Origin of the sequence: Psittacicella melopsittaci (assembly GCF_003585925.1) — a bacterium.
GTDB lineage: Bacteria > Pseudomonadota > Gammaproteobacteria > Enterobacterales > Psittacicellaceae > Psittacicella > Psittacicella melopsittaci.
This window is the reverse complement of record NZ_NRJH01000003.1, coordinates 26,972-48,816: the sequence shown is the minus strand read 5'-3', so window position 1 is coordinate 48,816 and position 21,845 is coordinate 26,972. Positions and strand designations below refer to the sequence as shown.

Here is a 21,845-nt window from a genome sequence, read left to right as displayed (position 1 = left end):
TGATTCAGAATTTTGCTAAGAACTTGCTCTCTTTTTTGTTAAAGCCTTGCCTAGGTTTTAGCTCCGGGTTTTCTTGCTTGCTAAGGCAAGTTGGCTAAGGCAAAAAAGCGAGCTAAAGTCGCGGAAAATGCGACAAAATGCTTTTGCGGGGATTGGCTAAACGCGGTATAATAGACAATACTTGAAGTTATTTTCTAACTCAAGGAAATTGATATTTAAGTTAGTATTTAAAAACCTCTACAAGGATAGATATGTATTTGCGCATTAAACTGCATCCTGAGATAGTGACCAAGTCAGACTCAGTACGCAAGCGTTTTGTAAAAATTCTTTCATCAAACATACGTCAAAGTTTAAAAACTTATAATCTTGATTGTTCCATTCAACCTAACTGGGACAATATTCTCGTGCGAGCAAAATGTGATCCAGCGTTATATCCTGTATTTGTGCAGATTCTGCGTCAAGTACCTGGAATTCAGAAGATCCTAAAAATTAAGCTCGTGCCTTTTGTGGATATGCATCAATTATTTGAGGAAGTGTTAAAACTTAATGCTCAACGTCTGCAAAATAAAACTTTTTGTGTGCGGGTAAAACGTAAAGGTAAACACCAAGTACGTTCAATCGATATCGAACGCTACGTTGGTGGTGGCTTACGACAAAATATTCCTGGGGCTAGTGTAAACCTTACCAAGCCTGAAGAAACCGTACAAATTGAAATTGACAATGAGCAAGCTTTTTTAATTGAGCATAGTTTTTCTGGTTTAGGGGGCTTCCCAATTGGTACTCAAGATGCCGTACTCTCAATGATTTCTGGGGGTTACGACTCAGCAGTATCTTCATGGCAAATGATTCGTCGAGGCTGTAAACTGCATTATGTCTTTTTCAATCTCGGGGGACAAGAGCATGAGTATTATGTAAAACGTATTGCGAGAAAAATTTGGCAAGGCTACTCAGCTTCGCATAATGTAAAATTTGTTACCGTAGACTTTTACCCAATTATGCTCAATATTGCCAATGCCGTAAGTGATGGTTATACAGGCGTGTGCTTAAAACGTATGTTCTATCGCGTGGCTAATGCCATTGCCCGTCGTTTACGCATCGATGGTCTGGTAACAGGTGAAGCTCTAGGGCAAGTAAGTTCGCAAACACTAAAAAACCTTGCCGAAATTGAACGTGTAAGTGAAATACCAGTCTTACGTCCATTAATTGCCATGGACAAAGAAGAAATTATTCGCATTGCCCAGCAAATCCAAACTGCCGAAATCTCGGCACGCGTGCAAGAGTTCTGTGGCATTATGGGGAAAAAACCAACCATAGCTGCCGACCGTGCTACTTTAGAGCAAGAAGAAAGTAAACTTGATATAGAAGCTCTAGTAGCTCAAGCTTTAGATTCAGCTAAAGTAGAAAGTTTACGTGACATTGCCAGTCAAGATTTAGCTCACATAGAGTCGACGCAATTAACTTTTGTGCATCACTTAAATCCTGCTACTGACGTGGTAATAGATGTACGTGACGCTGAGACTTTTGAGCAAGCTAATAATCCATGGCCAGTAAGCGTGCTTAATATACCTTTCTTTGCTTTAGGAGAAAAGTTTGCTGAATTAGATCAAAGCAAACGTTATGTGCTTTACTGTACTAAAGGCTTACTAAGCCGGATTCAGGCAGTAAATCTCATTGAAAATGGTCATAAAAATGTTGTAGTGCTGGCTAAAGACTTTAGCTTTGAGGATCCTTTAGTTAAAGGACAAGCTGACGACACTACCTCTTCCTTAACTTCGAAATACAAATAGATTATGCGTTTATATCGTACCTATCACCCGCAAGTGCTTGAAGTAAGCCTACCTTATACTTTAACCTTGAGCGATGATTCTTTTCAGCATCTATGCAAAGTGTTACGTTTAACTGACGGCGAACAAATTCATGTTGTTGATGGCTCGGGTGGTCACTATGTGGGTACTCTAGTTAATGTGGCAAAAAAATCTGCCCAAGTAGAACTGCATGAATATGTGGTGGCAAACAATGAGTCGCCTCTACATTTGCATTTAATTCAAGGTATTTCCCGTGGTGATCGCATGGATCTTACTATCCAAAAAGCAGTAGAATTAGGGGTAAAAGAAATTACCCCTATTTTTACCGAGCGTTGTGGGGTAAGCCTGAGCGGCGAACGCCTCGCTAAAAAAATGGCACACTGGCAAGCAATTATCGTTGCTGCTTGTTTGCAGAGTTATCGCGATAGCATTCCTCGTTTAAATCCAGCCATTAGCATAAAAGAGTACTTTGCCCAAGTAAAACCTCAGGATAAGTGCCTCTATGTTAATTTAAATCCTTTTGCGGGGCAACGCTTACGCAATATAGCTCCTGAGTATGAGCAAATTAATCTGCTCATAGGCTCAGAAGGTGGCTTATCCGAGCAAGAAATTGCCCAAGCAAGCGAGGTAGGTTTTACCGATTTCAATTTAGGACCGCGCGTTTTACGGACAGAAACAGCTGGGCTTACTGCCCTAGCGATTCTCCAAGCTCAACTTGGAGACTTATAGACGAGAAATTGCCATGCAAAATGTCTTAAATAAGTATTTTGTTTTTCGGTATTCAGCAGCTAACTTTGCCCTCAAAGAAGATCATTATTATTTAATTGTCAGCAATCAACTTGAGCGCAACTATCGGCAAAAAGGTCAAGATGCCGCGGGAGTAAATAGCTTTGCTAGTGCAAGCTTTTTCCAGCAGCCGCAAAGGTATCTTGCCGTTCGTCTCAACCAAAAAACAAAATCTACTTTTAACCTGCATGTAGACCCTAATTTGGCAGCTCATGCAGGGACTAACCTCAACCAAATTCCTCTTTACCGTGGTGGCCGCGGACGAGAAATAAACCTCATGGTTTACGACAAGGGAGCACAAGCAACCTATTTTCTCGAACAAAAACAAACTCTACTTTTTTTAGGAGCAATTCGCAGATATTGCCTGCAGTATGACCAAAGAGTAAGAACTCTAGGTTATGATGCGCGTAAGCTTGTGCGTTTATACCAAAAAAGCCAAAAGTGCCCTGCCTTTAAAGCCAAAAGCAAGGTAATAAAACAAGAGGCACGTGGCTATTTACATAATTTACAAACCAGTAAAAAACGCTTACAAGAGTTAAGTAAACGCCAACGTACAAGTTGGAATGAAGCGGCTCCGTTTTTAAGTAGTAAACCTGCTTTAGGTAAAATGCTGGGCTTTGCTGAGCAAATAAAGCAGTATCTTGCCTCGGAGTTTACTTCTGCCCCACCAACGCTAGGCATCTGCTTACGGATTTTACATCTTAACTTTAGTTGCAAAGGCTTTTGTGCTCCCAATATAACTGTAGGTTCGTCTTACGATTTACATTTTGATTATGAGAAAGTTCCTAATCTGCCGAGCATTAATTGGTTAATTCCTTATAAAGATCGCCAGAGTTTACCTACATTTAATGGCGACCTTGCCCGCTACTATTGGGGGAATGAGGTATATGCCCTATTTGATGTAAGCAAGTATAGTTTTGCTCCTTACTTAAGTAACACTATTAATGCCGAAGGTGCTTTATTATTTCCAGAGCAAGCCTATGCCAGCCTCGGGCAGTATTTAGGGGTAACGACAAGCAGTAAAGCTCTCAAAGATATAGAAAAAAGTAAAGACCTGGAGCATCCTTATACCGCTGCTATGGTGCTAAGTGGAGATATTCTCGAAGCCCTAGCGAACCTAGGGCAAGAAGAGTTAGCTCCTTTTGCTAATTTATTAGCTCGTCTGGGCCAGCAAATTTATGCTCAGGCAACTAGCGAGAAAAAATCAAGCAAGCTTCCGAGCCCTGAACAACTCAAAGCTAAAGCGCAAGATTTAATTGCAGACTTTATTACCTGCATAGACGAGCAAATAAAAACTTGTTATGGGCGTAAAAAAGGCAAAGACAAGCAACTGAGCTTTGCCGAACTCACGCGTGATTTAGGGCAAGATTATGTTTCTCCATTTGCTCCTGCTCCTGAGTTAGGTGCTTATGAGTATCTCGAGGCTTTAGCCCATGAGCGAGAAGAAAAGCCAACTCTGCTTGATTTTAACTCTTGGTTAAAACTTCCTGCCTCTGCCAAAGAACAAAGTTTTGCCCAGGCTGTTTTACCTGCCCATGCCCCAAGACTAGTAGTGCAAAAGTTTAACAAGCGCTTAGATGACGTAATCCTCCAACTCGAAAGTTTATTTGCCTTAAAACTAGAAGCAAGTCGCTATAAGCTCGAGGAGTTTGCTTCTTTACCTGGGCAATATAGCCAAACGCATAATAATCTAAGCCTGCTAGGCAAGAATAGCGAGGACTTAGCTCCAGGCATTCAAGAGCACCTAGAGCACATTCTCAGTGCTGCTCAAGGTAATAGCTTTTTAAGCTATAAAGATGCTAGCGAAAATCAACCTTTTGCTCGTTACTTTGCTTATTTACAAAGTGATGATCCGCACGCTTTTGCTCACTTGCGTTATCTCGAACAAGAGCTGAGTTTAAACAATGCTCAACTTGAGTTCTATAATCGCTACTTAACCTTGCAGTTTGCTTTAGGTTATTTAAATCTCAATGCTTATTTTGTCGCTCGTTTACGTGGTCTCGAAGTTGCTTATGCTCTGAGCCTCAACAAAGAAAAAAGCAAAACTAAAGTTAAAGCTGCTAAAAAAGTTGATCCTTATGCTCTGGCTTTAAGTGACGGCTACCTGAATGACAAAGTAGCTCCTTTAGTAAGAGCTCTCTATGCTCAATTTAAGCAAGAGGGCATTCTCGGTAAAACACTGGCACAGGCTTTACGTCAATTAAGCCCGCGCCCGCAAGTGCTGCGACAAGAGCTTGACTTAGGGCTTCCGAGTCCACAGCGCTTAGATTATATTTTGCCTCGCATTGGGCAAGAAGTTAAGCCAGTGGTGGTTGAAGCTGAACCAAAAGCAAAATCTTGGATTGCCCTAGCACTCGAAGGACAAGTGCCTGAGGGAGTGAAAGTAACAAAAATCACTGACGTTAAGCAGATAAAGAAAATCGAACCTCAAGTGCAACCTCTCCCAGAGCCAGAACAAGACTTGCCAACTTTTGCTGAACTGGGCGAGCGAGGCGAGGAAATTATTGATCTTAACTTTATTAAGCGTAATCTCCTGACCTTTTTAAATCTCAAGCGTCAGCAAGATGCCAAAGTAAGCTTTTTACAACAGCCATTTGCTGATAGTTCACGGGTGGTAAACCCTATAGGTTTACTCTCATTAAGAGATGTTGCGGGCTTAAAAGATTTAGAGATAAAAATCTATGTCGGGGTTGAGCTTTTAAGTTATTTACCAAAAAGAATTTCAACCTTTACTAATCCAAGTAAATATCCTGAGCTCTATACCGTGCCAACGAATAGTGAGGCTATTTTCCAAGGTACAGAGCAAGCTTTAGCTCCTTATAAGGTGCAAGCGCAACTGCCTATGGGGCATTTACAAAATCTGGCCTACAACTATGCAGGTTCGGTAATTGGCAGTGCTCTATTACGCAATCGCCTCGGGCACTTTGCCGATAGAGATCGCCTCTATACCTATCAAGTTTATATTCCCGAAGAAATAGATTTTCTTACCCTAGATTATGGCATGCGGGAAATAGCTTCGGTACAACTAACACAAGCAAGCAAAGCCTATGCGATGGGAGCAAAAACCTGCTCTCAAGTGCTAAAACGCTTGCAGCAAAAGTACCCAGGCAAGCAAGCTTTTAAGAGCTTTCCAAGTTATGGTGAGGCTTTAGGGCAAGCTCTTAGCCATTTTGCCCAAGAGCGTGAGATTAAAAAAGGTAACGAGCAGTTTAGTCTCGAGCAAGGACGCCATATTTTACAAAACTTTGGTAACTTGCTTTATTACCAAGTAGAGCAATTGGTTCAGCCTTATGCTTTACCTAATCACCATGCTACAACCATTCACTATTTAGGCTTACTGGAAAAAATTAATAAACTCTATAACTCTTGGTATAGCAAGCAAAAGGTTGAGTATTATTTTACTGGGGAGCAAAGTGGTGCCAAAGGACAAATAGCTCCGCCCCTGCCAGTAAATGGTGAACGCGAGCAAAAAGCGATTTATGAGCAATATCAACATTATGAGAAAATTGTAACTCATATTAAAACTGCTTATGGCAAGGCTAAGAGTACGCGCAAGTACTTACGCCATTTTTACGCAGGCATTGCAGGGCAGTATACAGCTCTAGCTCATAAACTTCATGCTCTGGGGTATCCAGTTCCAGGTAAAGAGAAAGCAAAAAGCCCTGAGGCTGCTGCTCATGAGTTAGCCATTGCTAAAATTCGGGCAAGATTACGCAATCAGCCGCATATTGAAGTACCTCTTGAGCCACCAACGCATATTTTAGATAAGGCTGCCCGCTTAAAACAAAAGCAAATTAGCCAAAAAGTGCTCGAAGAGATTCTCAAGATCAATACCAAGGCTGAGCAATATGTTAATTTACATAACTTGCCTCTCATTAAGCATGTGCCTGAGTTTGCTCCTGTGCGCGAGTTTGTCGAAGAAATTTCCCAACAAACGATTAACGAACTCAAAGATAACTGTCGTCGTGCTTTACGTGATCTCTATCGTAAAGTACTGCTCTGTAATCTAGAAAAACGGCAAATGGTGGCAGCTCAGCGTCCTGAGCTTTATGCTGTGCGCATTCATGCTCTCGAAGACAAGATCTGGGATTTAGAGCTCGATTGGTGTCGTTTAATTGCTCGTTTTGTTTGTATGGGAGCAAGCCAAAAAGAACTACGTCCTGAGTTCTTTAACTATGCCTTACATGCAGGCATGCGCCCTTATTTAGTAGCGCAGGTAGAAAAAACGGTACGTGACTATATGGGCACGCGTAAGTTTATTACGGCAATTGAAATTCTCGAAAAGAGCTTTATCCCCCATAAAAGTGCGTATCGCCGCAATAAAGCCTTACGTGAAGCTCTTAGTCGTTCTTTACGCGAGTATCAATCCTTTAAGCGCGATGGAGCAAATGTACCAAGCCGAGAGCAAGTGCTTAGTCAGTATGATGAGCCAGTAAAACCTCGAGCGACGCCAAGAGAGCGCAAGTATCGCTCGTATCGCGATCGTATTGAAGACTTTTTCTATGAACAAACCTATGAGCGAGTTTTTAATCGTAATTATCACGATACCAAAGACGCCTTTGATGATTTCAATCTGGAAAACGTCATGGCACAAGTGCTCGAGGGTTTAAGTGAAATAGAAATTAGTTTAGACGACTTTTTAGATTTGCCTCTCGAACGCATCAAGGCCTTGCTCTTAGAGCCAAGGATCTATAATCGCATAGTTTCGCGTTGGTTCGATTTTGATACGCCATTGCTCAAAGAGATTTTAGCTAATACTTTAATGCGACATCTCTTTAAGTTCTGTCGCACTTATCATCAGCATGGTTGCAAAGTTCATGTTGCCGATCCTCTGCTCTATGCCCACAACTGGTTAAGAGTGTTCTATAACCTGCTTGATGAGCTCTATTACTCGCAAGAGATAATGCTCAATGATGCCAAAATGCGCATGTTTACGCCATGGCAGAGGTTACAAGTGCATCATCAAGTGCTCGACAAACTCATTGGCTTTATTCATGAGGCTGTAGATGAAGTAGAGCAAGAGTTCAAGCAGTTCAATAGAGTAAATATTATTGTCAAAGAGCAACTTGCGCAAGCCAAAGAAGAGGCCTATGCCTTCTTAAGCAAAAAGTATGACAAAGAGCAAGCTTCCTTAGTTAAAGCTAAGAAAAAGCTCAAGCAACTCGAGACTAAAGCTCTAGAAGGCTTAGATGAGCACATGCAAGATTTAGCTCTTAACCAAGCTAACTACACGCTCAAGCATTTAACTAAAGTACGCAAGTTTACTCTCGATCCGGTGCCAAGACTCGAGTATGAGTTAGTAAAACGCTATCGTCAGAGTCTCCAAGATGCTACTTTAGATAATATGCAGTTCTACAACCTGCATCAATATATAGTTGCTGAGAAAGTAGAGCAAATAAAAGAGCAAATTGCTAACTATCGTAAGTTTATGCAAGTAGCTTACAATATTAGCGATGCTGAGCTAGAAGCTAAGCAAGCCCAACTAAGCCAAGTGGAAATAGCTCCTTACTTAAAAGAGCATTACAAACTGCAACATCTTCTCTTGTTAATTAACCCGATTAGTGAACAAGAGTTAGCCCAAGTGCGACCTTTAGATTTTGCGAGTTTTAATGCCCTGCTCTTAGGACGCATGCAACAAGAGCAACCGCAAGCCCCAAATCAAGGGATTTGGCAACTGGCACCTGAGCAAGAAAGAGATGATGCCATAGCCACAGTCTATCGGCAAATTCTTACTCAGCTCGAAGACAATCCTTTTGCTGATTATGAGCAAGGGCAAGAGTTACTCAAACAAATTCTAGCTGGAAAAACTGAATTCAGTCTAGAAAACTGGTTGCAAATGTGTAAACTCAACCTGAGCTTAGGTCGGAGTCATGCGGGCTTTACCCATGCTTTACTCGCTTGGTTAATTGCGAGTTTAACTAAATTAAACTATGGTCTGGTATATGCAAGTGTTGCTCACCCTGAGTTTTTAACCTTCTATCGTGAGTTTAGTGTTGACTATACCTATTTACAACGACAATACCAACATTTAGCTCAAGGAGGTAAAGGACACCAACGCATAGCTCCACCGCAACTTGAGTATCCTGTAGCTGCCTTACGGGAGTTAGATACTTTTGATGCAAGAAGATTTGTGAGCATGCCAGATGAGTTTAAGAGCAATGCGTTTGTTTTATTTGCTCTTAAAGCAAGTAACAAATACCAACTTAAGCAAAAAGCTTTTGCCAAACAAATACCAGCAGTATTTGCCGAACGCTTTAAACTCAAGCCTGAGCAGTATCCAGCCCTCTATGCTGACTTTGCTCAATACTTACAAGAGCAATTCTGGCAAGGGCAAGCTTACACTGCTTTAGTGCACTGGGTTAGCTTAAAAGACAAGCTGGGCTACAAGGACTTTAACCTAGCTTTTGGTAGTCTTTACCGCTTTAAAGACAAGGTAAATAACTTGTATACTAGTCCTTATTACTGGAATAGTATTGATTTAACGCAAATTATTGTTCCTGTTAATAGACGTCAAGGCAATTATGCTGATCTTGTTGCTTACTTTAACTGGCAAAAATCGGTCTTTGAGGATCAGGGTGCCCGGATCCAAAGATATCTTTCTCATCGTCGTAAGTTTGAGAGAAATTCAACTCCTTCAGCTACGGCACAAGAGGTTTGGGAAAAATGGCAAGAAGAATTTGCTAAGCCTAAGCCTAAGGACAAGACTGATAAAGAACAATAACTTAATAAAAAGCAATAACTTAAAAGAGCAGAGGAATTATTCCCCTGCTCTTTTTTTTTGACAAAAAAATACCACTGCCCAAAGGCAGTGGTACCACTGTAGTTAGATATCCCCAACTAACCACAGATTTTCATAAGGATGATTAGAATTTAACACCAGCGTATAGTGCGTAAGTATATTGACCACGGTTTTCTGATGAAGCAAAGTCTTTAGATAAAGAAGCTGCTTGTACACGTACACCAAAGTCTAAGTATTTACCGTAAAGTGAACCTACTTCTAAAGCACCGTAAACACCACCTGTGTGTTTGCTGAATTCATCAGAAGCACGAGTTTGTTGGTAACCTAAAGCAAAACCTGCATATGGAGTAAAGTCAGTTGAAGTTTCCCATAAGTATTTAGTTTTTGCACCCGCACCAAAGTTGTAGTAGTTAACTGAGTTTTGACGACCGTAGTTGAAGAAAGCTTCACCACCTACGTACCAACCGTAGTTATTGAATACGCGGTAATTGTAGTCTGCATTTACCCCGTATGATTGTACGTTTTCACCTAGAACACGTTGACCACCTACTACACCGTGTACTGTACCAAAGTGTTTATCTAAAGAAGTAGCGTTAGCTAATGTTGGAACTAAAGCTGCTGATAATGCTGCTACTGAAACTGCTAATAGTTTTTTCATAATATAAATCCTTTTGTTTTGTTTAAGTTGTGTTTAAAACAAATAATTAGTTGTGGACTAATCGCTCAAGCAAGTGTGGTTGAGAACTTTATATTTAAATGTTTGTATTTTTTTCATTTCTTATTTTTTGCTTGCTTGAGTGATTACTCACTTATGATTATAGACCAGCAAAAAATAAAAATAAAGCAAAAAAGAAAAATTTTTCTAAAAAAATGCAATTTTTTAAGAAATTCTTACATTTGCAAGTTTTATTTTAGAAAAAATCTTGCAAATGAGAGTGTTTAACTAAGTGTACACTTAATTAAATAGGTTTTTGTATTTTTTAGCAGAGAAAAATAAGATCGCGAGCAATATTAAACAAAAGTTGAGGCAAAGTTGGAGAAAGTTAGGAAGAGGTAGGTAAAGCTAGGAAAGTAAGTCCAGATAGATAAAGCAAAGGTGATAAGCTCAGGGAGACAAAGAAAAATTGATCCAAAGTTAGAGAAAGTTAGGAAGAGGTAGGTAAACTAAGGAAAGTAAGCTTAGATAGATAAAGCAAAGATGATAAGCTCAGGTAGATAAAATAAGTCAAATAAAAAAGCAATCTAAGTTCAGGAAAAAAATAACTCAAACTCTCTTTAAGTTAACTATTTAAATAATTAACCAAACATTAACTAGATAACTAATTAATCTAAATAGCTATTAACTATTTAAATTACTCCTAACTAAAAGCACCGCAAATAAAAAAATTCCTCAGACTTTAAAACGTTCCATAGAATTTGAACAATAATAAAAGCACTTGGTCTTGACCAAGTGCTTTTATTTTTAAATCAGTTTGATTAGAATTTAACACCAGCGTATAGAGCGTAAGTGTATTGTGCACGTGAAGCACTGTCAGCAAATCCTTTAGATAGAGATGCTGTTTGTACACGTAAACCGAAGTCAAAGTGTTGACCGTATAATGAACCAACTTCTAATGCACCGTAAACACCACCTGTGTGTTTGCTGAATTCGTCAGAAGCACGAGTTTGTTGGTAACCAATAGCTAAACCTGCGTATGGAGTAAAGTCAGTTGCTGTTTCCCATAAGTATTTAGTTTTAGCACCTACACCGTAGTTGTAGTAGTTAACTGAGTTTTGACGACCGTAGTTGAAGAAACCTTCAGCACCTACGTACCAACCGTAGTCATTGAATACACGGTAGTTGTAGTCACCGTTTAAACCGTATGATTGTACGTTTTCACCTAAAACGCGTTGACCACCGATTACACCGTGAACTGTACCAAATTGTTGGTTTAATGATGCAGCATTAGCAAATGAAGGAGCAACTAGTGCAGCTGCTGTTAAAGCTGTTGCTGATAAAGCTAATAATTTTTTCATAATTTTTTCCTTATGTGTTTTGCTTTATATGTTTTTTCTTACCCTAAGGTAAGGGGGATTGAATAATGAAGTCACAACCTCATTATGCAAAAGTATCTAGATTTCTCTAGACAACTATGTTGTCGGATTAAATTGTAGAATGTTTAATTAAGTTACCTCGAACTTAACTTAATTAATCATTCTCCTGTTGTTTTGTTGTGTTACTTAGCTTTTCTTACTAAACTCTAGCCTAGGGTTAAAAGCTATGGTTGAGTAAATGCTTGCTAATTATATTCCTCTAAAATGAAAAAAGTAAAGAGAGAAAATTGCATAGTTTTGCTAACTTATTCTAAATTAAGACGTAAAAAACTATATTCAGCTTGTGCAAGACTTGGAATCACAAGCTATTTCTCTTTAGTTCTTTATTTTTAGAGTGCTAGAATAATTTCTGTTGTTTGAATGCATTTGCTTTATGAATTGTTTACGTGCCTTTTATACCCCTAGAAAAAATGATTTAAAGAGAAAAATTCTTTAAATTGTTAATAATTAGAGTAAATTTTACTGAAGAAAATTGTTTATTAAATGAATTAAATCCCTGGAAAAAATAAAATTCAAAGCTTAAATTCAAGGGGTAAGATTATATACAGAACTCAACAAATAGCTTAAAATGAAATTACCCTAGAATAACAATCTCAATACTAGATAAGACTAATAAAGGTAAAATTAAACTTAGACCCTAAAAAGGTACCCCTAAAATTTTTAGAGGTACCTTATTTAAGCTTAATATGAAAGTTATGTGGGATTTAAAATAGTAAGATTACTAGTTCTTGAATCTTGGGGCATAGTTAGGATTAAAAGCCGCAGCTCCAAATAGTATTCCCTTATATTCTGTAACTTTGGCTACATTCCAATTTCTTAAATCACTTATAAAATTTCCAGTAAATGCGAACATATAACTCATATCAGTAACATTAGATACATTCCAACGGCTTAGATCACTGTTAAATTTTTTCGCTCCGTTAAACATAAATGCCATATCAGTAACTTTACTCACATTCCACTTACTTAGATCACTAGTAAAGTTTTCCGCTCCAATGAACATTCCAGCCATATTTGTAACATTAGAAACATCCCATTGGCTTAAGTTACTATTAAATTTTTTCGCTCTATAAAACATGGCTTTCATATTAGTAACTTTGCTAACATTCCATTTACTTAGATCACTAGTAAAGTTTTGAGCGTCATTGAACATTACATGCATATTTGTAACATTAGAAACGTCCCATTGGCTTAAGTTACTGTTAAATTTTTTTGCTTTGTTAAACATGGCACTCATATCAGTGACTTTGCTTACATTCCATTTACTAAGATCACTAGTAAAGTTTTCCGCATCTTGGAACATTCCTCTCATAGTTGTTACCTTAGAAACATCCCATTGACTTAAGTTACTATTAAATTTTTTTGCTTTGTTAAACATAAGTTCCGTATTAGTAACTTTACTGACATTCCATTTACTTAGATCACTAGTAAAGTTTTCCGCTTCACTGAACATAGCATACATATTCGTAACATTAGATACATCCCATTGGCTTAAGTCACTATTAAATTTTTTTGCCTCGCTAAACATAAATGACATATTAGTAACTTTTCTCACATTCCACTGGCTTAAGTCACTATTAAAATTATTTGCTCCGTTAAACATACCTTTCATATCAGTAACTTTGCTTACATTCCATTTACTCAGATCACCAGTAAAACTTTTAGCTCCATCAAACATATTTTTCATGTTTGTAACATTTGCTACATTCCATTTACTCAGATCTTGGTTAAAGTTAGAAAGAGCAAACATCCCAGTCATATTTTTGACTTGAGAAACATCCCACTTACTTATACTTATATTTTGATTAAAATATGTACTAAAGAACATAAATGCCATGTTTTGGACATGCGATACATTCCAATCACTAATATCTTTAGGAAGAATAAGATTATTACTAAATAGATGACTCATGTTAGTGACATTGGAGATATCTAATTTTGAGATATCATTTGGGAAGTAAGAACAAGCAAAGGTGCCTTGCATAGATTTTACTCGGCTAATATCTAAAGTGTATAAGTCGATATTAAATTTCCTAACTTCAAGAAAATAGTTGCACGTATAGTAAACTGTACCATCATCGAATTCATGTTTTTTTAGATTTCCAGCAAAAAGAAAGTCAATGTTTCTAATGTAAGCCATGTTAATAAAGCTTAAATCTAAAGGTTCTCCTTCTTCATCATTAAACTTTTCTACATAAACATCTAAGAATCTTTTTAGGTTCTCGGTTGTAGTAAAAGTTAATCTTACATTAGTTGGGTCTATTCTTTGTCCTTTGATTTCTTCAGGAAGCTGATCAAATGTAACATCTTTAAGCTTATATTGATAATTGTAGTTTGGGTTAGCTCCTGTGTCTCTAAATTGATAGTAATTATAGTAAACACTAGCTCCAATAGCTAAAGCAGAGCCAATAATACTTAGGCTAATAATTATGTTTTTTAGTTTCATATGCATTTAAGTTGAGAAAATATTGTTTATAAGCAAACTCTATGGAGTTTTTCAAAGTTTACATAAAAGCTATTATTTTGAGGTTAGTTCTTGAATCTTGGAAAATGGTAAATATTAAAAGCTTTAGCTTCATATATTATTCCACCAAATTCTTTAACCTTGCCTACATTCCAATTTCTTAAATCACTTCTAAAATTATCTGTTAATGCGAACATATGAGTCATATCAGTAACATTAGATACATTCCAACGGCTTAGATCACTGTTAAATTTTTTTGCTCCTTCAAACATATATGACATATCAGTAACTTTACTCACATTCCATCGACTTAGATCACTAGTAAAGTTTTGAGCGTCACCGAACATAGCTTTCATATTTGTAACATTAGAAACATCCCATTGGCTTAAGTTACTATTAAATTTTTTTGCTTGGTTAAACATATATGCCATATTAGTCACTTTGCTCACATTCCATTTACTTAGATCACTAGTAAAGTTTTCCGCCAAATTAAACATAGCTTCCATATTTGTAACATTAGAAACATCCCATTGGCTTAAGTTACTGTTAAATTTTTTTGCTCCGTTAAACATAAATTTCATATCAGTAACTTTACTCACATTCCATTTACTAAGATCACTAGTAAAGTTTTCTGCTAATTGGAACATAGTATTCATATCTGTAACATTAGAAACATTCCATTGACTTAAGTCACTATTAAATTTTTTTGCTTTGTTAAACATAAATTTCATATTAGTAACTTTACTCACATTCCATTGACTTAAGTTACTATTAAATTTTTTTGCTCCTTCAAACATAAATGCCATATCAGAAACTTTACTCACATTCCACTTACTTAGATCACTAGTAAAGTTTTCTGCTTCACTGAACATAGCATACATATCTGTAACATTAGAAACATCCCATTGGCTTAAGTCACTATTAAATTTTTTTGCTTCGTTAAACATACCAAGCATATTAGTAACTTTGCTCACATTCCATTTACTCAGATCACTAGTAAAGTTTGTTGCTTTGTTAAACATACAATACATATTAGTAACTTTGCTCACATTCCATTTACTCAGATCACTAGTAAAACTTGTTGCTCCATCAAACATATTTCTCATGTTTGTAACATTTGCCACATTCCATTTGCTGAGATCTTGATTAAAGAGAATTGCACCTGCAAACATCCCATCCATATTTTTGACTTGAGATACATCCCAATTACTTATATCTTGATTAAATACCTCTGCCTTAAAGAACATAAATGCCATATTTTGGACATTAGAGACATTCCAATCACTAATATCTTTATGAAGAATAAGATTATTACTAAATAGATGACTCATGTCAGTGACATTGGAGATATCTAATTTTGAGATATCATTAGAGAAAAGAGTACAAGCAAAGGTTCCTTGCATAGATTTTACTCGGCTAATATCTAAAGTATACAAGTCGATATTGAATCTCTTAACATCAGAAAAATAGTCGCATGTATAGTAAACTGTACCATCATCGAATTTATGTTTTTTTAGATTTCCAGCAAAAAGAAAGTCAATGTTTCTAATATAAGCCATATTAATAAAGCTTAAATCTAAAGGTTCTCCGAATTGATCATTAAACTTTTGTACATAAACATCTAAGAATCTTTTTAGGTTCTCAGTTGTAGTAAAGGTTAATCTTACATTAGTTGGGTCTATTCTTTGTCCTTTGATTTCTTCAGGAAGCTGATCAAATGTAACATCTTTGAGTTTATATTGATAATTGTAGTTTGGGTTAGCTCCTGTGTCTCTAAATTGATAGTTATAGTAAGCAGCTGCACCAACAGCTAAAGCAGAGCCAATAACCCCTAGGCTAATAATTATGTTTTTTAGTTTCATATGTATTTAAGTTGAGAAATTTAAGTTGAGAATATATAGTTAACAGGAAATGCTCTAAAACTGAGAAGAAGAGATGTAAAAATGCGGAAAAAGTTTGGTAAAAGAGTAGCAGAAATATTCTTCTCAAATTTTCTAGAATCTTACTTTTATTATAGCAAGATACAAGCAAATCTGAGGCAAACTCAGTGAGGATTTATAATGATTTTTTTAGAAAAAAACTGCAAAAGAAAGGTTTAGTATTTATCTGCAGTTTGTCTAGGAGAATTTGACTGGATTAGTGAGGATAAAGAGTTTTTCTAAAAACAAAAAACGAGCTTTGTAAACTACTAAAAAGTTTATCGCAAATAACTTGCTTTTCCGTTAAAATAGAAGCTTGGTTATATAGAAAAAAAATAATATTACTTTTTCTAACAACAGTAATGAGAACTTATATATGAATGATAAAAATTATACTAGTATTGAATTATTTGCTGGAGCTGGGGGACTAGCTCTAGGTTTAGAAATGGCAGGGTTTAAGCATCTTGGCTTAGTAGAATTTGATAAGCATGCAGCTAATACCTTAAAGCACAATCGCCCGCAGTGGCATGTCCTTTGTGAGGATATAGCTAAGGTAGCGGAACGTGATCTTGAAGCTGAGTTTGGTATCGAAAAGTACCAATTAGATCTTCTCACGGGTGGTTCTCCTTGCCAAAGCTTTAGTTATGCAGGTAAAAGACTGGGCTTAGAGGATACGCGTGGTACTATGTTCTACCATTACGCAACATTTTTAGCAAAGCTACAACCCAAAATGTTTCTTTTTGAGAATGTAAAAGGATTACTTAGTCACGACAAAGGAAGAACTTTCCAAACGATTCTCGATATTTTTGCGCAACAGGGGTATCAAGTTAGTTACCAAGTGCTCAATGCTCTTGATTATAGTGTGGCGCAAAAACGAGAAAGACTTATTGTTATTGGTATTCGCAATGACTTAGCAGAGCACACCTCTTTTACTTTTCCTGCAAAACAAGCAAAGCAACTTGTCTTAGGTGATATCTTACAAGACGTACCTCCAAGTGAAGGAGCCAAATATTCCGAAGCCAAAGCAAAAATCTTTCAGCTAGTTCCTCCTGGAGGCTATTGGCGAGATATAGATCCAGCTATAGCTAAAGCCTACATGAAAAGCTGTTGGGATATGGAAGGAGGACGCACAGGGATTTTGCGTCGCTTAAGTATGGATGAGCCGAGTTTAACCATTCTAACTACCCCCCAAATGAAACAAACTGATCGTTGTCATCCTAGCCAAGTTAGACCTTTTACTGTTCGCGAAAGTGCAAGAATTCAATCATTTCCTGATTATTGGGAGTTTACAGGAACCATGGCAGCCAAGTACAAGCAAATTGGCAATGCTGTACCTTGTAATCTTGCTCGTGCTGTTGGGGAGCAAATTAAACTAACTCTCGACTCCCTCAAAAAAATATAACTCCACAAAAAAAGCTAAGCTCCAAGAGCCTAGCTTTTTTCTTTACTGGATAACATATTTTTTAAATACTGGAAGTTTTAAATAGTCTTCTAAACTTGGCAGAGTATAGCTATAACCATAGCCTCCATTTTGAGCTTTTTCTAACTCACTACTTGGAAGTAGGTTTTTTCCTGCTTGCACATTTAGACTAAATACTTGCTCAGGCGTTAAACCTGTTAAGAACACGCGGTCTACGGCTAAGACTAAATCACAGAGGTAACTTGCCTCAGGATAGGTAGCAGCCAGTTCTTTTAAAAGGTCGACATGAGGTTTTGCTTGAGTACAGGTGTCAAAGAGAAACTTAAAGCCAGTATAACCTGGAAAAAGAAGAGTATCACCTTCTACTACAGGGGCTTGGTTGGCATTTAAAGTGGTAAATACCTGTTGATAAAGCTCAGCAACATTACTTTTATAAATGTAACGTTGTGGATCTGGATTACGCAGAGTTACATTACTATTTTGCAAGCTGGTATCTAACTGACGTAAATATAAATCATGCTGAGTCATTTCTCGATTAAATTGCTTTAACTGTTCGGCAGAAAATGAATTAGTGCCTTTAAAGTAAAAAATTAGCACAAATGCTACCAGTAAAGCTACGGGCGATAAGATTTTAACTAGCTTTTTTTGCATAACAAGTCTCCTTGACTTGCATAAAAAATAGATCCATATACTTAATATAATAATACAAGATTATTATAATTAAATTTCTTTTTTTAGATCAGCTTTCATAGCCTCAATACGTTGACGACGTTCGCTAACAGCACGAGCTCGATTGGTCTTAGAAGTTCTCTTGCGTGCTTTTTCCAGTTGGCGTTGTCTTTGCGTTTCTGGCTTTACTGCACGACGAGGACGATAGGGATACTCATACACTGGGGTATCTTCATCTAACCAACGTTCATAGAGCTTTTCTAGCGAATCATAAGCCATGCCATGCTTACGTACTAAATCCATTTCTACTACCGCTCGTAAAAAGTTCTTATAACGTCGAGCTACATTCTCAAAGTCTTCGGCAAGTTCACGATAGATAGTAAAAGGTTTACGTCCTCGACGTGACATGTTTGCTTGCATTTCTTCTAAGCAAGCTTCAACATTGAGGTTATTCCGTAATACCGCTTGGACGCGATAACTCATGGTTTTATTTGAAGAACACTTGAGGTCGAGATTTTTTTCTTGGTTTACCCGATTAATATAATTGGTTAAACCGCGATGAAGCTCACTGAGGTTTAAGTGCCGCTTGTAATTAACGCTAGTAATTTTAATCGGCGAGCCATGGGTATCGAGATGTCTTTTCTCCATAGCTTGAATATACTTTATGATAAAAAGCAATTCTACCCGTAGCAGAAAAGAAGCAAGTTTGTTTTTCGGCATAAGTATTCCTGTAAAGAAAGAATGAGCATTATTATTGTAGCAAAAATTACAGCTAAATAAATGAGCAAATGTAAAAAAGAGCTTGGTAAGAAAGAGATAAAGAAGAAAATTATTATTTTGCCTCAGATCAGAAAACTGGTTCAAGACGATTAAGAGAAGCAAAGGCAAGCAAACGAAGATCTTTACACTTTACAGAGGCAAGAGTAAGACTCTAAGACAAGGGCAAGTAAAAAAGACAGTGATAGCAAACAAAGACAAGGACAAACAAAATAAAGTAAGCTCAAGCAAATTTTTGCTATCTAGCTCAAGAGTAAGAAACTAAACTGGTTCTTTTTCTTCTCAAAGTTAGTTTTCTCTGCTAAAAAATTAATCTTTTCTCTTCCCTAAAATCTAGTTCTTTTTCTAATCCCAAGAGAAAAAATTTAGGGCTTTGACTGGAAAAACTTAAAGTTAGTTATATAAATAATATAAGCAATTGCTTATATAGACTATAGCAAAGCATAGTCCAGAATTTTTTATCTCAAGGAAAACTATGACCACAAAAAATATCAAGCATTGGTTAGTAGTTTGTTGTATAACCCTTGCGAGCTTGGTCTTAGCTGGTTGTAATAAGGGAAATCCAGAACAAATTGGTTCTAATTTAACTCCCCCACAAGTGCAAAAATTTGAAAAGGTTTATGCCAAATATGGTCCAGCTTGGATAGACATCTATACTTTATATAATATGTTCGGTCTAGACGCAAATCGCCTCAATGGTCCAGTTAGCGAAAACTCAGTGTATATGTTCTACATGATGTTAAATGTTCCTGATATAGGATCTAAGGTATTTAACAAGGATGAAGAGTTTGTTGCTCCTGCTCTAGACAATTATCGTTTTGCTTATCAAGTGTGTAATCTAGTGTTAGATGACACCGAGCAAATGGATAAATTAGCTCGTATTCCTGATATTAAGCAATTTTGTCAGAATACCAACTACTATTATCGATTATTTATTAGTAATTTTAGTGAAGATTTAGTAAAATCTATAACGGCAAGCATTTATGCGAATAAGATTCCGCCTCGTTTATGGGAAAAAATCCAAAGTAATCAAGCGGGATTCATTTATGTTAATTTAACAGCTGCCGATTTAGAAAAAACTTCGCCAAAAGACAGATACTAAAAAAAGAGAGGCAACTCTCTTTTTTGTTGCCTTTTTTTATACCAGCATGTACAAATCTATATTTTCGCTAGCTCTTGGCGTAGTGCTACTGGCTCCTGCGTACAGTAAGACTACCCTAACTAATAATGATCTCAAACGCTTTAACCAAATTTACCAAACCTATGGTAAGCAATGGCTCGCAGGCTATCGTGAACTCTTAACCAAAAACATTTCTCCAGGTACTGGAGCTCGCCCTGTAGTTAACTCTCGGACTATGGTAAATGAGGTGGTAATTTCTTTTTACCGCACAATTAATGCCAATAAACGTCCGCAGTTAAAACAAAGCAAGTATACTTTTCCTGCCTTTAATGATTTTACCTTTGCCCAACAAGTTTGTCGTATTGCCCAAAAGTCACCTGCTCAGATGACAAAGCTAGAAAAAAGTAATTTTGTGGCAAAGAAGTTTTGTGAGTACACTACTTTTTACTATGGTCTCTTTGTTGCGGACTTTAAAAGCGAGCAAGTAAATAGCTTAAATGCTTTAGCTAGTCGTAAGTTTTTTACCCAACAACAATGGCAATCTTTAACCCGAGGGCGTTATGGTTTTAGCTATCGTCCTTTAAAAACTAGTGACTTACATTCTACGCGTTTAGGCAAATATGTTATAGCTCTGAAATAACTCAAGGCACAAAAGCCAACGCAAACTCAAGGCACAAAAGCCAACGCAAACTCAAGACACAAAAGCCAACTCAAGGTTATAAGAGCAAACTTCAAGTAGCAAACATGGAAAAAAGTCGATTTGCCTTTTTCCTTGCCTTAGAGAACCTCAAAAGAGAAAACTAAAAAGAGAAACTCAAACGAAAAAGAGAATCTCAAACACAAAAGCTAAAACACAAAAGCTAAAACTCAAAAGCTAAAACTCAAAAGCTAAAACACAAAAGCCTAAACTAAAAAAAGCCAACACAAAAGACAAAAAGCAAACCCAAAAAAGATAAAAAATCTCCCCCAACTGCAAAAAAAATAAAGTGATAATTTTTGCGAAGTTAACCCTCTAAACAGAGGTTAATTGTTGGATTGTCTTTATATATTTAGATATCGGTAAATTTAAGTAAACTCTTTATTTATCCCTAATTTCCTAGGGTTGTACTACTTGCAATTATATAATAAATTAATTATAATAAGAGGTTCTAATAGCCAAAAAAATATCTGTGTTCATGGATATTTCCTCTGCTTTCTGCAAAATAGAGTTTTCAACTCTATTGACTAATCTCACACTCTAATTTACATAATCTCATTTTTTTCTAGCCGTTTGTTTTTCATACTTTTGTTGTTGCTACTTTCTTTTCTCTAAAATAAATAAACAAGAATATATAAGGTAGAATTTTATTATGTCAGATAAAGAATTTACAAGTATTTTAACACCAGAAGTTATAGACAAATATCAAGGGTTAATCTTTGATATGGACGGTACACTGTTAAATACCTTAGTCGCTCATGGTAAAGCTTGGGAGCTCACAGGGGAACATTTTGGCAAAAAGTTTGATGTAGATGTGATGATTAAACTTACAGGAGCCTCCCCTCGTACTATTGCTCAAGGCATGGTAGAAGATTCGGGCTTAGATCCAAGTTTAGTAGACAAGGTACTACAAACTAAAGTTGAACTCGTTGATCATCTTTTAGTAGATCTTACCGAAGCCTTACCGGCGTATGAGTTAGCCCGTCAATATCAAGGCAAAAAACCAATTGGTATAGGTACAGGAACCTATCGTCAATTTGTTGATCATCTTGATCGTAAGTTCGATATTTACCAAATTTTTGGTAGAGAACACACAGTTACCATGGAAGATGTAACCCGCCATAAACCAGATCCGGAAACCTGGTTAAAAGTAGCTCAAAGTTTACAGATTGAGCCTCAGCATACTTTAGTTTTTGAAGATGGCGCTTTTGGGATAATCGGTGCCTTAGCTTGTGGCATGGATGCTTTTGATGTAGTTCATAATAGATTCTATTACGCTCGCGACTATGAGAATATCGAGCAAATTAAACAAGCTTTAGCTCAACGCCCAATATTTGCCAAATAAACTGCTAAGG

13 protein-coding genes and 1 pseudogene are annotated in these 21,845 nt (G+C 36.9%); 7 read left to right on the top strand and 7 right to left on the bottom strand.

What is annotated here, in order from left to right; genetic code table 11:
• Window positions 1-251 precede the first annotated feature (251 nt).
• The 3 genes from thiI to CJP74_RS00285 are packed head-to-tail and all read left to right on the top strand — an operon-like array spanning window position 252 to window position 9,312.
• Window positions 252-1,787, top strand: coding sequence for a tRNA uracil 4-sulfurtransferase ThiI (thiI, locus tag CJP74_RS00295; RefSeq protein ID WP_119496278.1), 1,536 nt, complete (start codon window positions 252-254; stop codon window positions 1,785-1,787).
• A 3-nt stretch (window positions 1,788-1,790) separates the two neighbouring features.
• A complete protein-coding gene (locus tag CJP74_RS00290; protein ID WP_119496277.1) occupies window positions 1,791-2,534 on the top strand; it encodes a 16S rRNA (uracil(1498)-N(3))-methyltransferase in 744 nt (247 codons plus the stop codon).
• Between the two features lie 13 nt (window positions 2,535-2,547).
• Entirely contained in the window at window positions 2,548-9,312 is a 6,765-nt protein-coding gene (locus CJP74_RS00285; RefSeq protein WP_119496276.1) for a hypothetical protein, read from the top strand.
• A gap of 142 nt (window positions 9,313-9,454) precedes the next feature.
• Here CJP74_RS00285 and CJP74_RS00280 read toward each other — a convergent pair whose 3' ends face one another.
• The 5 genes and pseudogenes from CJP74_RS00280 to CJP74_RS00265 form a co-directional block, all read right to left on the bottom strand.
• The gene (locus CJP74_RS00280) at window positions 9,455-9,988 is read right to left on the bottom strand and encodes a hypothetical protein (protein ID WP_119496275.1); all 534 of its coding nucleotides are present in this window, start codon (window positions 9,986-9,988) and stop codon (window positions 9,455-9,457) included.
• A gap of 818 nt (window positions 9,989-10,806) precedes the next feature.
• Window positions 10,807-11,346: a hypothetical protein gene (locus CJP74_RS00275; RefSeq protein WP_119496274.1), complete on the bottom strand. Its 540-nt coding sequence runs from the start codon at window positions 11,344-11,346 to the stop codon at window positions 10,807-10,809.
• A gap of 771 nt (window positions 11,347-12,117) precedes the next feature.
• The gene (locus tag CJP74_RS08330) at window positions 12,118-12,195 is read right to left on the bottom strand and encodes a hypothetical protein (protein ID WP_427909960.1); all 78 of its coding nucleotides are present in this window, start codon (window positions 12,193-12,195) and stop codon (window positions 12,118-12,120) included.
• A pseudogene (locus CJP74_RS00270) lies at window positions 12,182-13,564 on the bottom strand (BspA family leucine-rich repeat surface protein); the annotation flags it as partial. The pseudogene CJP74_RS00270 and the gene CJP74_RS08330, both read right to left, overlap by 14 nt.
• A gap of 389 nt (window positions 13,565-13,953) precedes the next feature.
• On the bottom strand, window positions 13,954-15,750 hold the full coding sequence (locus tag CJP74_RS00265) for a BspA family leucine-rich repeat surface protein (protein ID WP_119496272.1): 1,797 nt from the start codon (window positions 15,748-15,750) through the stop codon (window positions 13,954-13,956).
• Window positions 15,751-16,183: 433 nt separating this feature from the next.
• Here CJP74_RS00265 and CJP74_RS00260 point away from each other — a divergent pair, with 433 nt between their 5' ends.
• Entirely contained in the window at window positions 16,184-17,209 is a 1,026-nt protein-coding gene (locus CJP74_RS00260; RefSeq protein WP_119496271.1) for a DNA cytosine methyltransferase, read from the top strand.
• 42 nt (window positions 17,210-17,251) lie between these two features.
• Here CJP74_RS00260 and CJP74_RS00255 read toward each other — a convergent pair whose 3' ends face one another.
• Window positions 17,252-17,878, bottom strand: coding sequence for a hypothetical protein (locus CJP74_RS00255; protein WP_119496270.1), 627 nt, complete (start codon window positions 17,876-17,878; stop codon window positions 17,252-17,254).
• Between the two features lie 69 nt (window positions 17,879-17,947).
• On the bottom strand, window positions 17,948-18,544 hold the full coding sequence (locus CJP74_RS00250) for a hypothetical protein (RefSeq protein WP_147397028.1): 597 nt from the start codon (window positions 18,542-18,544) through the stop codon (window positions 17,948-17,950).
• A gap of 604 nt (window positions 18,545-19,148) precedes the next feature.
• Here CJP74_RS00250 and CJP74_RS00245 point away from each other — a divergent pair.
• From CJP74_RS00245 to CJP74_RS00235, 3 genes are all read left to right on the top strand, one after another.
• A complete protein-coding gene (locus CJP74_RS00245) occupies window positions 19,149-19,775 on the top strand; it encodes a hypothetical protein (protein ID WP_119496268.1) in 627 nt (208 codons plus the stop codon).
• A gap of 46 nt (window positions 19,776-19,821) precedes the next feature.
• The gene (locus tag CJP74_RS00240) at window positions 19,822-20,433 is read left to right on the top strand and encodes a hypothetical protein (protein WP_119496267.1); all 612 of its coding nucleotides are present in this window, start codon (window positions 19,822-19,824) and stop codon (window positions 20,431-20,433) included.
• A 709-nt stretch (window positions 20,434-21,142) separates the two neighbouring features.
• On the top strand, window positions 21,143-21,835 hold the full coding sequence (locus CJP74_RS00235) for an HAD-IA family hydrolase (protein ID WP_119496266.1): 693 nt from the start codon (window positions 21,143-21,145) through the stop codon (window positions 21,833-21,835).
• The last annotated feature ends 10 nt before the right edge of the window (window positions 21,836-21,845 follow it).